16 protein-coding genes, 1 tRNA gene and 1 riboswitch are annotated in these 11,990 nt (G+C 41.0%); of the genes, 12 read left to right on the top strand and 5 right to left on the bottom strand.

Going from position 1 to position 11,990, the window contains the following annotated elements:
* Positions 1-26 precede the first annotated feature (26 nt).
* Complete coding sequence (locus tag J7E35_RS01965; RefSeq protein ID WP_214776542.1) at positions 27-248, bottom strand: hypothetical protein; 222 nt, start codon at positions 246-248, stop codon at positions 27-29.
* A 132-nt stretch (positions 249-380) separates the two neighbouring features.
* Here J7E35_RS01965 and J7E35_RS01960 point away from each other — a divergent pair, with 132 nt between their 5' ends.
* Together J7E35_RS01960 and J7E35_RS01955 are read left to right on the top strand one after the other, a co-directional pair.
* On the top strand, positions 381-998 hold the full coding sequence (locus tag J7E35_RS01960; RefSeq protein WP_214776541.1) for an NUDIX hydrolase: 618 nt from the start codon (positions 381-383) through the stop codon (positions 996-998).
* An 89-nt stretch (positions 999-1,087) separates the two neighbouring features.
* A tRNA-Val gene (locus J7E35_RS01955) sits at positions 1,088-1,160 on the top strand.
* Between the two features lie 56 nt (positions 1,161-1,216).
* Here J7E35_RS01955 and J7E35_RS01950 read toward each other — a convergent pair.
* The gene (locus J7E35_RS01950; protein ID WP_214776540.1) at positions 1,217-2,071 is read right to left on the bottom strand and encodes a manganese catalase; all 855 of its coding nucleotides are present in this window, start codon (positions 2,069-2,071) and stop codon (positions 1,217-1,219) included.
* Between the two features lie 283 nt (positions 2,072-2,354).
* On the opposite strand from J7E35_RS01950, the gene J7E35_RS01945 reads away from it, so the two are divergent.
* The 6 genes from J7E35_RS01945 (at position 2,355) to J7E35_RS01920 (ending at position 7,304) form a co-directional block, all read left to right on the top strand.
* Positions 2,355-3,407, top strand: coding sequence for a DUF2515 domain-containing protein (locus J7E35_RS01945; protein WP_251040711.1), 1,053 nt, complete (start codon positions 2,355-2,357; stop codon positions 3,405-3,407).
* Positions 3,408-3,496: 89 nt separating this feature from the next.
* Positions 3,497-3,604, top strand: a riboswitch (TPP riboswitch).
* Between the two features lie 126 nt (positions 3,605-3,730).
* Positions 3,731-4,732 (top strand): ABC transporter substrate-binding protein, encoded by a 1,002-nt coding sequence (locus J7E35_RS01940; RefSeq protein ID WP_214776538.1) that lies wholly within the window; start codon positions 3,731-3,733, stop codon positions 4,730-4,732.
* A 2-nt stretch (positions 4,733-4,734) separates the two neighbouring features.
* On the top strand, positions 4,735-5,028 hold the full coding sequence (locus J7E35_RS01935; protein ID WP_214776537.1) for a thiamine-binding protein: 294 nt from the start codon (positions 4,735-4,737) through the stop codon (positions 5,026-5,028).
* The gene (locus J7E35_RS01930; RefSeq protein WP_214776536.1) at positions 5,025-5,786 is read left to right on the top strand and encodes an ABC transporter permease; all 762 of its coding nucleotides are present in this window, start codon (positions 5,025-5,027) and stop codon (positions 5,784-5,786) included. Before J7E35_RS01935 ends, J7E35_RS01930 begins: the two co-directional genes overlap by 4 nt.
* The gene (locus J7E35_RS01925; RefSeq protein WP_214776535.1) at positions 5,786-6,544 is read left to right on the top strand and encodes an ABC transporter ATP-binding protein; all 759 of its coding nucleotides are present in this window, start codon (positions 5,786-5,788) and stop codon (positions 6,542-6,544) included. Before J7E35_RS01930 ends, J7E35_RS01925 begins: the two co-directional genes overlap by 1 nt.
* Complete coding sequence (locus tag J7E35_RS01920; protein WP_214776534.1) at positions 6,531-7,304, top strand: TatD family hydrolase; 774 nt, start codon at positions 6,531-6,533, stop codon at positions 7,302-7,304. Before J7E35_RS01925 ends, J7E35_RS01920 begins: the two co-directional genes overlap by 14 nt.
* Before the next feature lie 62 nt (positions 7,305-7,366).
* On the opposite strand, the gene J7E35_RS01915 is transcribed toward J7E35_RS01920, so the two are convergent.
* The gene (locus J7E35_RS01915; RefSeq protein WP_214776533.1) at positions 7,367-7,939 is read right to left on the bottom strand and encodes a hypothetical protein; all 573 of its coding nucleotides are present in this window, start codon (positions 7,937-7,939) and stop codon (positions 7,367-7,369) included.
* Positions 7,940-8,113: 174 nt separating this feature from the next.
* Here J7E35_RS01915 and J7E35_RS01910 point away from each other — a divergent pair, with 174 nt between their 5' ends.
* Both J7E35_RS01910 and J7E35_RS01905 read left to right on the top strand, forming a co-directional pair.
* Positions 8,114-8,266 carry a YfhE family protein gene (locus tag J7E35_RS01910; RefSeq protein WP_214776532.1) on the top strand — a complete coding sequence of 51 codons (153 nt, stop codon included), beginning with the start codon at positions 8,114-8,116 and terminating at the stop codon, positions 8,264-8,266.
* 249 nt (positions 8,267-8,515) lie between these two features.
* Positions 8,516-9,058, top strand: a complete 543-nt coding sequence (locus J7E35_RS01905; RefSeq protein ID WP_214776531.1) for a general stress protein — start codon at positions 8,516-8,518, stop codon at positions 9,056-9,058.
* Positions 9,059-9,182: 124 nt separating this feature from the next.
* Here the strand turns inward: J7E35_RS01905 and J7E35_RS01900 are convergent, their stop codons facing one another.
* Positions 9,183-9,662, bottom strand: coding sequence for a hypothetical protein (locus tag J7E35_RS01900; RefSeq protein WP_214776530.1), 480 nt, complete (start codon positions 9,660-9,662; stop codon positions 9,183-9,185).
* Positions 9,663-9,841: 179 nt separating this feature from the next.
* Here J7E35_RS01900 and J7E35_RS01895 point away from each other — a divergent pair, with 179 nt between their 5' ends.
* Positions 9,842-11,014 (top strand): S1C family serine protease, encoded by a 1,173-nt coding sequence (locus J7E35_RS01895; protein ID WP_214776529.1) that lies wholly within the window; start codon positions 9,842-9,844, stop codon positions 11,012-11,014.
* A 13-nt stretch (positions 11,015-11,027) separates the two neighbouring features.
* Here J7E35_RS01895 and J7E35_RS01890 read toward each other — a convergent pair whose 3' ends face one another.
* The gene (locus J7E35_RS01890; protein WP_214776528.1) at positions 11,028-11,186 is read right to left on the bottom strand and encodes a hypothetical protein; all 159 of its coding nucleotides are present in this window, start codon (positions 11,184-11,186) and stop codon (positions 11,028-11,030) included.
* Between the two features lie 265 nt (positions 11,187-11,451).
* Here J7E35_RS01890 and J7E35_RS01885 point away from each other — a divergent pair, with 265 nt between their 5' ends.
* Positions 11,452-11,688 carry a hypothetical protein gene (locus tag J7E35_RS01885; protein WP_214776752.1) on the top strand — a complete coding sequence of 79 codons (237 nt, stop codon included), beginning with the start codon at positions 11,452-11,454 and terminating at the stop codon, positions 11,686-11,688.
* The last annotated feature ends 302 nt before the right edge of the window (positions 11,689-11,990 follow it).

The raw sequence follows: 11,990 nt of genomic DNA, 5'->3' as shown, positions 1-11,990 counted from the left end.
GAGTCCTTACTGAAGGGCTTCTTTTTTTAGCTTGATTTAAGCAGCTTGCGTCTTACAGGCATAACTGAAAGTATGTGTTCCTTTTTGAACAGGCGGTCTGCCTTTCTGAGAAAACAATATGCTTTAAAATAACGATCGTGCAACTCTTTTACAATAACTCTCCGCTGGGTAATCTGGTTATTTGCTGCAAGATAGATCATCTCGACAGGAAGGTTTTCATTAAATGATTGTTCAAGAAGGCCATTCATGCGTTTTCCACTCCTTATAATTTCTAATTACATTATACCCGAACATTCGTTCTTTATTCAATCTTTTTAGAACGCTTGTTCGTAATATTTTTCGGAGAATATATGGTATGATTTAGGAGGGAGGTGTTATGAGTGGAAAATGAAATGCTTAAGGTGTTTGATGAACAGGGAAATTGGATGGGAACGGGTACGAGAACAGAAGTACATAAAGCAGGATATTGGCATGAAACCTTTCATTGCTGGTTAACAGAGAGAATAGGCAATGAAGATTTTCTTTTCTTCCAAGTCCGGAGTTCGATTAAAAAAGATTATCCTGAATTGTTGGATATCACTGCAGCAGGGCACATTCTTGCTGATGAAAGTCCTTTGGATGGCTTAAGGGAAGTGAAAGAGGAGCTTGGAATTGAATTGGCCATGGAGGATTTGCATTCTTTAGGAATAATAAAAGATTCATTGAACAGTCCAGAATTAATCGACAACGAATTATGCCATGTTTATTTGTATGATCAACATCAACCCTTCGATCATTACAAACTGCAAAGAGAAGAGGTATCCGGTATCATGATGGCAAGCCTGACTGAATTTGAAAACTTATGGTTTGGGAAGGTTGAGGAAATAAAAGTAGAAGGTTTCCTGGTGAGCGGGGATCATAAAAAGAAATCGCATAGCATGCTTGTGAAGAAGCACGATTTTGTTCCGCATGAGGATGAATATATTAAAAGTGTACTTAATGCAATTAAGAAATTATAAATCAGGATTTTTATGCAAAAGATTATTGACAATCCTATTAATCCAGTATATATTAGTTAATGTCCTCACTAAACAGGACAAACTAATAAGATTCCTTAGCTCAGCTGGGAGAGCGCTACCTTGACAGGGTAGAGGTCGCTGGTTCGAACCCAGTAGGAATCATACTAAAAAGCTTCAATCCTTTTCTTAAGGGTTGAAGCTTTTTTGATTTTCCTCTCTCACATCAAGTTTGGCGGGATCTGTTCAATGCGCATAACCGCAGGTGGTGTATTAAAGATATAAGGAGGTGCTGGTTTAAGTTTTGGCTTTGGCCCAAATGGAGCAGGATTTTGGACGTACTGGAATGTGCCAAGGCCGTCCATGCTGGTTCCGCTTGCCCATCTGCCAGCCGCACTTTCGTCTCCCTCTGAAAGATTAAACAGCACGTAGGAAACTTCCTGTTTTTCCAGGTGTTTCGGGAAGGTGCTTGGCACCACTACGTTTTCCTTTGCTTCCAATTCCTTTATAGCAGCGATCCACTGGTTTTGGTGCATTGTGTCTCTTGCCAGCAGCCAGGATAGCATATCCCTTACGCCGCGGTCTGTCGTTTCATAGTAAAGTCTGGCGACCTGGAGCCTGCCCTGGGACTCAGCATTCAGGTTAGCCCTGAAGTCTGCGAGAAGATTGCCGCTCGCGATGATGTAATCTGCCGTCCAACGGTTTCCAACGCTGTCAGCCGGCATTGCTCCCAAACCTGATACGATGATATGCTGTGGATTCATGCCCCCTAAAATCGCTTTCATCACCGGATCCTTTGCTGCTTCCTCTTGTGCGCCAACAGGAGCTCCATCTAACAGCCTGGCGACCATGGTAGAAAGCATTTCAATATGGGCCAGCTCTTCTGTACCGGTATCCATCAAGAGATCCCGATATTTTCCGTCACCGCGCGTATTCCATCCCTGGAATAAATATTGCATTGCAACAGAGATTTCCCCGAATTGTCCGCCAATAACTTCCTGCAGCTTTTTGGCGTAGACAGGGTCTGGCCTTTCCGGTTTCGCTTGATACTGTAATTCCTTAACGTGATAAAACATCGTATTCCTCCCCAAAACGAAATTCACACTCCACTGCTATGATATGGGCGATTTCAGTTTAAGGAACTTGGACCTGCAAAACTGAGGGGAATTCCAGGTTTGTATTTCTTTTGTGTTTAGCTCATTTATTTAATAAGAAAGAAATAGAATGGAAAAGGATCTTATTTGTGGTGATGGTTTAATCGAAATCCAGAATGAGGGGGGAGGAACAATATCCTTTTTTAAGAGAAAAGTAAAGTCGCCTATTGAAGTGATTCATGAAAAATTACAAAGAAGGCAAAAAATGAACTTGACTAAGAACCCCTTAGAAGAAGAGAGAAAAATCATCCAAGAGATAAAGTTGAAGACCAAGGAACTAAATAAAAACAATATTACTAGAACGAAAGCCTACCTGGACTTTTATAAGAAGCACCCGGAAATCAATTGGGCATTACTGGCCCATATGGTCTCAAGGAATGGCGGATGGAGCATGACAGATTTAAAAGCAGAGCTATTAACAAGGCTGTTACCCAAAAAAGAAAAAAGCTCGTTTTTCTCATTCCTTGAACGAGGGAATTGGCTTATCTTCCAGGATGCATTTCCACAGCTGCTGCTTTATGAAGAAAGTCTTAAAAGGAAAGAACCGTTATTCAGGCTGCTTCCCCACTTTAATATTTCGGTCTTTATTGAGACGATATGGGATTATTATTGGGTATCATCTAATTCACCCCTGCTCACAATTGGTTTAATTATCAATGAACAGAACTATATTGAAAATAGAGTCATCCAAAACCAGAACTATATCAAGGATGTATTCAGTACCCTGGAGTTTGAGATACAGGATTTTTTGTCCTTCAATCAAATTCTTTTCCCCTACAATGACTATGGTGTGACTAAACTTGCTGGGCAGACAGTGAATCAGTTTCAATCATTGCATGAACGAATCCAATTAGGAAAAAGACTGTATGCCATCCTTTTTGATACAGAAGTATTGAAAAAAGTGGAAGAGTGGGCCACGGCACATTCTCATACAGGTTCAAGAAAAGATTACTGGCCTCATATCTTCAACGATGTGCATGAAGGAATTCCCGGACTTAACTATCAAATTAAATTGAGTTCATGCAAGCTAAAACCAGGGGCAAGAAGAATCTACAGCCCAAAACTTCAAAACACCTGGAAAAACGTTACACATCCTGAAGCAGAGGCTGGAGAATGGTTCGGTGATTATAAAGTATTGAATTATCTTACCGGGATAGAAGAACCTTCTATTGGAAATATAGAATATGATTACTGCCAGACACTTGAAAAGCTGGAACTTGCCGCTTCTGCGAAGAAGATTATTTCTATCATTGATTAAGATATGTTTAACTATATGAAGAAGAAAACGGTTTATTTTTCTAGACGAATCATAAAACATTCTATATAGTAGAGATGACAATTGGAGAATAGGAAATGTAGGGGAGCCGGAAGTGCCGGCTGAGAAAGTGTCCATAGATGCTGACCCTTTAACCTGATCTGGTTAGTACCAGCGTAGGTAACATCTTCTGATAGACGTTTTTCGTTTATTATGGATTTATTCATGCGCTTGGGATTCCCTGAGCGCATTTTTTATTTTATTAACTTTACTTTAGCCTTCTTTTCCGCCTTCATTGTCAAACAAATAGAGAAGAGGGGAAAAACATGAAGAAATTATTAATCTTGTTTTCTGCATTTTTGTTAGTCTGGGGTCTGGCTGCCTGTTCTTCAAGTCAGTCATCAATGGAGAAGGAAGACAAATTGAAGAAGGTGTCAATTGTGCTTGATTGGACGCCGAACACAAACCATACGGGAATCTATGTCGCAAAAGAAAAAGGCTATTTCAAGAATCGCGGTTTGGACGTAAATATAATCCTCCCGGGGGAAGCAGGAGCAGACCAGCTTGTCGCATCAGGAAAATCGGAATTCGGAGTAAGTTACCAGGAAGGAATCACGCAGGCTAGAATCCAGGGGATACCGCTTGTTTCACTGGCGGCTGTTATTCAGCATAATACATCTGGATTTGCCTCTCCAAAGGCTAAAAATATAGTTTCACCAAAGGATTTTGAAGGCAAAACATATGGCGGCTGGGGATCGCCAATTGAAAAAGCTGTAATCAATTCATTGATGAAGCAAGAAAATGCCGATGTCGAGAAAGTGAAGATTGTTAATATGGGAGACTCTGACTTTTTTACAGCGGTAAATCGTGATATTGATTTTGCCTGGATTTATTATGGTTGGACAGGAGTTGAGGCGGAAATTCGTAATGAATCGATCAATATGGTTTATCTAACAGATTTCTCAAAGAAACTGGACTACTATACACCCGTCATCACCACGAATGAAAAAATGATCAAAGATGATCCGGAAACAGTCAAAGAATTTATGGCTGCACTAACAGAGGGTTATGAATTTGCGATTGAGCATCCAGCTGACAGTGCAGATATTTTGATTAAGGCGGTACCTGATTTGGATGAAGAACTGGTGAAGAGAAGCCAAGAATGGCTATCCCCTAGATACCAGGATGACGCTGAGCGCTGGGGTGAGCAAAAGCTGGAGGTTTGGCAGAATTATAGTGATTGGATGTTTGAGAATGACCTTTTGGAGAAGGAATTAGAAGCTGAAAAAGCCTTTACCAATGAATTTTTACCAGAAAGGGGGAACTGATGATGGCAACAGCGTTAGTGAGTGTACAAATCATACCTAAAGCTTCTTCTGCAGAGGAGGTCATTGGATTGGTGGATGAGGCAATCAAAATCATTGATAAGTCTGGTGTAAATTATGAAGTCCATCCGCTGGAAACAACAATGGAGGGTGAACTGGAGCAACTGTTAGCGGTGATAGCTGAGATGAACAAAAAGATGATTGAACTTGGAGCTCCGAATGTCATATCCCAGGTGAAAGTCTTATATCAGCCAGAGGGAATTACGATGGGCAGGCTGACGGAGAAATATCGGCAATGAACACATTATGGAATAGAGGATGGCGGCCATTTATGGTCCTCCTCCTTTTCTTCTTGTTTTGGGAAATGATTACTCGTGTACAAGAGATACCGGCATGGCTGCTGCCTGCTCCTTCTGTCATCTTTAAGGAAGCGGCAGGGAGTTATCCTTTATTTTTGCCGGATATAGGAGCAACCCTGACATTGGCGATTACCGGGCTTTTGCTGGGATCAACCATCGGATTTTTGATTGCCATGATACTCCACTTGATACCTTCTATGAGAAATGCATTTTATCCATTGTTGATTCTATCGCAAAATGTACCGATTATCGTTTTAGCCCCTCTGTTGGTCATTTGGTTTGGTTTCGGCTTTTTGCCCAAATTGCTCATTATCATTCTAGTTTGTTTTTTCCCGGTCACTATTGCTTCATTGGATGGTTTCAGCAATGTTCCGGGAGAACTTCTTCATTACATGAGGATGTCAGGCGCCACACGGTTCCAGACATTTTCGAAGCTTGAACTCCCTAATGCACTGTCCCCTCTGTTCTCTGGATTGAAAATAGCAGCGACTTACAGCGTCATGGGTGCGGTTATTTCAGAATGGCTGGGAGCTGAGAAGGGAATTGGCGTATTTATGACACTATCTTCCTCAGCCTTCAGGACAGATCGTGTGTTTATTGCCATTTTCATTATTATCTTTTTCAGCATGCTGCTCTACAGTGTAATTGTGATGATTGAAAAGAATGTAATAAAATGGAATGTCAAAAGTGAGGAATGATGGAAGTGAAAATCAGACTTGAAAACGTCAGTAAATCCTTCAAAGACACAGGGTTAGTGCTTGATGATCTGTCTTTTTATGTGAAAGAAGGAGAATTTGTTTCCATTATTGGACCTTCTGGCAGTGGTAAAAGCACCATTTTTCAATGTATTGGCGGCTTGATCGAACCTGAGGAAGGCATATTGTTTCTTGATGACCGGAAAATTAATGGGGAAACAGGGAATATAGCATATATGCCCCAGCAGAATTCGCTTTTGCCCTGGAGGACGGTAACTGATAACGTTTTGCTAGGCCAGGAACTGTTTCAGAAGCCTGATAAACAAGAGGCTCAAAATTGGTTAAGGAAAATAAACCTATCAGACTATCAAGATGCTTATCCCCGCCAGCTTTCAGGTGGGATGAAGCAAAGGGTCGCTTTTTTAAGGGCGCTTCTAAGCCCACAATCTGTTTTGCTGCTTGATGAGCCATTTTCAGCACTGGATGAGTTCACCCGTTTTGATATGCAAAAGTGGTTGTTATCGATTTGGGAAGCGAAACGGAAATCAGTTCTGTTTATTACCCACAATATTGAAGAGGCAATTTTTTTATCTGACCGGATCTATCTCTTATCCCCTAGGCCAGCTAAAATCATTCGTGAGATTGAAGTATCTTTTAATAGGCCGCGAACAGACACATTGCTTATGGAAACCGAGTTTCTCGAGCTGAAGCGGGAAATATACAGAGATTTAAAGGCAGGCGGGCTGCATGAAAGTGTTTGATGCTCACATTCATTTTGATAAGTATACCGAAAGAGATCAAAATCAAATTATCAAAACGTTAGCAGAAAATAAGGTAGAAGGTATGATAACAGTCTCTATGAACCTTTTATCCAGCAAAGAAAATCTAAAATTCGCTGACCAACATCCGAATATTTATCCCGCTTTTGGATGGCATCCCGAACAGCCTCTGCCGGCCGATAGTGAAGTTGCAGAACTGTTGGATTGGATTGAAGCAAATCAAGAAAAAATGGTCGCTGTCGGTGAAGTTGGACTGCCTTATTATCTGCGGAAGAAGGCAAAAGGCAGGTTTCCTTATCAGGGTTATGTGGAAGTTTTAGAGCAATTTATTGTTTTGGCCAAGAAGCTGGATAAACCGATCATCCTTCATGCAATTTATGATGATGCATCTGCAGTATGTGACCTGTTGGAAAAACATAATGTAAGGAAGGCTCATTTTCATTGGTTTAAAGGGGATAAAAAAACAATGGAGAGAATGGTGGAGAACGAGTATTTTTTATCATTCACTCCAGATATCCTATACGAAATCGAAACCAAAGAGGTTGCAGAGTTTTATCCATTACATATGATCATGCCAGAAACAGATGGACCTTGGCCATTTGAAGGGATTTTTCAAGATAAGCTGACTCAGCCTTCATTGGTTCACCAGGTGGTCGAGCAAATTGCGGCCATTAAGAAGGTCAGGGTTGAAGATGTTTACAACAGTTTGTACAACCAGGTGAAAAGTTTCTATCAAATATAATTTAGAAAGGATGGGATCAGCCTATCCTTTCGTTTATATCATTGTAAGTGCCGGTAACAGAATCAGGGATGATGCTGGTGCTGTTCTTGGTCTTTGATTAAATGCAAGTCATTTATCCAGTCATCCCCAAGAAGACTTCCTGAGTATAGGTAGATGATAAACAATGTAAAAATAAGGACTGGTTTTACGATATATTTTTTTGATTTAATGGATGACTCAGTTTTTGGAAGTATTTTAAAAAGGAATAAGCTAGCTGCTGAAATCGTTAAGAAGATATTGATCAAGATCAGCGATTTTTCAGGCACCAGCATTTCTCCAAGCATTGCCCCCATCATGCCGCCCATAATACCGGACATAAGACCTTCGATTGCTGCAGCAGAACTGAATAAAGCACCTGTTATCGTGCCAGCCGCTGCCCCTATCAGCATTGACAGAATGGTAGAGAGAAATAAATCACCGCGATAAACAGTTCCAAATAAAACTCCACTAGTCAATCCTATATTCATGCCGAGAAACATTGAAATAATCATCCCATTCATGCCTGTCAATCGATCTCTGTTTCGCAGGACAAGCATAATGGAAATCAGGAGTGTAACGGTAAGGCTAAAAAGAACATAAGCATTAAATATAATCATCGCAAGCCTCCTTTTCACCATCATATGAAAGGCAAGGACAAACCATTACTATGTTATTAGGAATATCTCCTTGGAAATGTTACCATTTCTATCGGTTTCGTTTACTGCTGCATTCACAGGGTACAAAGATAGTAGATGGATAACATCTAAATTCGATCTCAGGAGGGATAAGTAATGAATAAAAAAAATGCTCCCAACAAAGGGTTGAATACGGAACAGAACAATGGTTTGACTGATACTCAGGAAGTGCTTTACGCAAAGGAATTCTCTCGAGCAGTAAAGGCTGAAAATAAGTACAGAGAAGAAAACGGAAACAAAGGTAAATAGAAAGAAAAAAGATGGCTTTTAGGCCATCTTTTCTCTTTCGAATTTTTTTGGTGAAGAACTCTATGTTTATGCAAAAATGTGACGGGTAATAGTTCTATGTAGGCAAAATCACACAATATGTTAAATGGTAAATAGTTGTATTGGCATATATATCTTAGTTTAGAGAATCTCAGCTATGAGACTATGAATGCCGCAACAGAAACCATTACGCTCAAAAGAGTGTAAAAACTAGAATGGAGGTAATAGTCAATGGAAAAGACAATCGTAGGTGGAGTATTTAGGGATTCAGACGAAGCAATTGGTGCAATTAGAAGACTTAAGGAAATGGGATTTGATACGAACGACTTATCGATCTTGGCAAAGGACGATGATAAACTCGACGACATCGAAAATCAAACGGATGTCGATGTTATTGAAAATGATTCTGGTCGAGGCAAAAATGCTGGCAAAGGCGCAGGAATTGGAGCCGGAACGGGTGGAGTACTTGGAGGTATCGCTGGTCTGATTGCCGAAATTGGCTTGCTTTCAATTCCTGGGATTGGTGTCCTTGCTGCCGCTGGTCCGCTAGCGACCACCTTGAGTGGTGCAGCCATTGGAGCTACAGGTGGCGGAATTGTTGGTGCATTGACAGGCGCCGGAGTAACGGAAGATGACGCCAAGGAATATGAGAGATACTTGAAGGAAGGTAATATCCTGGTGTTAGTCGAAGTGGAGGAGGAAAGAAGAGAGGAAATCCATACCACTTTTAGAGACTCTAATTCATTAAACACTGATATGTATGTGACTTCCTAAGCTGGAGGGCAAGAGGCATTCCTTTGGATAGGAATGCCTCTTTTTTATGGGTGATAAATGGTTTTGCATGAAGGTCACAAAAAGCACCTGTTCCAGTAGAACAGGTGCTGCTAATGAAGAGAAGTCATCCGGTAAGCTTTGGCCACTTTTTATAACGCAGGACATGGTAAATGGCCAGCCCGTCACTATAATTGCCATTTCCGTAATCGACTGGAACCAATGAAAAGGTTGCCAGCCAGACAGAAAAATAGGAATAGCGGACAAATATAGTATGAGGTTCTAAAAAGCCCTGTGAGATGAGGATGTTAAGCACCAGAACTGATCCAAGATTAAAAATGATTCCACCTGCATGGACAAGGAAATGAGTTAACCGATTATTCCATTTAAGGTGCTCATACTCACTAAAAGCGTCCAAAAAATACATGCTGTTTAAACTGAAGGGTCCTTTTTTGAAAATTCTTTTTCCGCGCCCTAGGGAGAAACTGAATTTCCCTCCAAATATCCATGCGAAGAAGGAATGCCCTAACTCATGAATTAGTGAAACTACTGGATAAATAAATAACAGTGCCAGAAGAAAGCCAATGAAGTCTGAAAAGCCGAACATGATTAGAGACCTCCTATCTTAAGAATGTTTTTTATAATCAATGTACAGATTTTACCCATGGCCAAGTAACCTAAACGAACATATAAGTTGAAAAATATTACACATTTCCTTATTATTTTCAACTTTTTACACAAATAGACAACTTAACCAACTTATAAGCTGGAAAGGACAGGTGAAAAATGGATAACCGTAAAAAAAGTAATTTTAGATCATTGATTTTGACTGGCATTGCTGGTTTAGTTGTAGGAGCTATTCTTATATTCTTGCTTGGCCCGTTTTCGTCTGAAAAAGATTTAGTGTCTACAGCCAAGAATGATTCAGAGGGAAAGTTTACTGCAAAAGTCAGTGCTGATGAGGGCGAAGAGAATCCCACTATAAAGGAAGCAGTAGACAAAAGTATGGATACGGTTGTCAGCGTAGTGAAATACGAAGGCGGAAGTATGTGGGAAGGAACCGAGCCGCAAAAAGCTGGTTCTGGTTCTGGAGTTATTTACAAAAAAGAGGATAGCAAAGCATATGTAGTAACCAATCACCATGTTGTTTCTGGAGCAAGCCAGATTGAAATTAGTCTTGGAAACGAAAAGAAGCTGCCTGCAAAACTCCTAGGCTCTGACCCATTGCTTGACCTTGCAGTATTGGAGGTAAATGGCGATGAGATTAAAGATGTTATTGAACTTGGCAAGTCGGAAAAACTGGAGCCAGGAGAAACTGCAATTGCTATTGGAAATCCCTTGGGCTTTTTGCACGGTACTATTACAGCCGGTGTGATCAGCGCACCCGATCGGGTGATGCCGGTCGATATAGATCAGGATGGAAGTATTGATTGGCAGTCAGAAGTAGTCCAAACAGATGCGTCAATTAATCCAGGTAACAGCGGCGGCGCATTGATTAATATCCAGGGCGAATTGATTGGCATCAATTCATCAAAAATTGCCCAGGAAGCTGTTGAAGGAATCGGTTTTGCAATACCAGTTGATGTGGCTTTGCCAATTTTAAAAGATCTCGAAGAACACGGAGAAGTGCTGAGGCCTTATATTGGAATTGTCCCAATTTCCCTGGCCGACATCCCATCACAATATTACAGTGAGACGTTGAACCTGCCAGAGGGTGTGGAAAATGGAATTGTCGTCAAGGAAGTAGTTCCGACATCACCAGCAGGAAGAGCTGGGTTAAAGGAATACGATGTCATCACAAAACTGGATGATACAGAAGTAAATACTGCAGGAGAACTTCGTAAATACTTATATACCGAGAAAGAAATTGGAGATGAAGTTGCAGTGACTTTTTTCAGGGATGGAAATGAAGAAGCTGCAACATTGACTCTAGTCGAAGATTTGTCACAAAGTAATTAATCTAAAATAACGTTTAGAATTGCACCTCCATTGTTAGAAACAAAACAAACAATGGAGGTGCAATTTTTATATGGCGCTTTTTCTGGTTAATGGAGAAGAACCTTTTCCGTTCCCTTTCAGGCTCGGATGCCGCTCCTTCGGGCACTGACACGCCTTTTCCGTTCCCTTTCATGCTGGGGTGCCGCTCCTTTTGGCACTGAAACACCTTTTCCGTTCCCTTTCAGGCTGGGGAGTCACTCCTTCGGGCACTGACACGCCTTTTCCGTTCCCTTTCAGGCTGGGGAGTCACTCCTTCGGGCACTGCCACGCTTTTTCCGTTCCCTTTCATGCTGGGTGCCGCTCCTTCGGGCACTGAAACATAAAATTAAAAGCGCCTATACCCTTCCTGGAAGACCGAATAGGATAATATAGAATAAATAAAGGCGGGAGGGGAAAATATGTCACGTGAAAAAGGAAAGGTTATCCATGTAGATAAGCTTACAATTCATGCCAAAGAGGTTGAAATCATTCAGGAAAGGTCAAGGGAACACCATGAGGGAAGAAGGCATCCCTTGGATTTCTTTGGTCATAGAAGAAGGCATGGTCGTGAATTGGGTGAAGAGAAACACATTGAGCATGAGAGCAGTTCAGTTGAGGGAAGAAATGAAGGACACAGAGGGCCAAGGTGGCTTTAGAAAAACGAGCGACTTGAAAAATTCAATGTTCTATATAATTGCAGGAAATGCTATTTAAATTGGCCTTTCCTGTTTTTTTGTTTAAACGATAGTCTAATGACAAGCAGTTTTGGGTAACGAGCCTTATTGGTGCACCATTCTATTCAGAGGAGGAAACAGGTCACATAAAACCTGAATATGTGCCCAGTCTCTGTCCAAGAAGAGGAAACGGGTCACATAAACCCTGAATATAGGTACCTGTTTTTTTTAGACGCTATTGATCTTTGTGGTGCCCTATTTTTTGTTATCAACAAGCTTAACTT

This window comes from Bacillus sp. ISL-45 (genome assembly GCF_018613195.1).
In the GTDB taxonomy this organism is placed as follows: domain Bacteria; phylum Bacillota; class Bacilli; order Bacillales; family Cytobacillaceae; genus Mesobacillus.
Note: the sequence above shows the minus strand (reverse complement) of the source record. Positions and strands in the feature narration are given on the sequence as shown.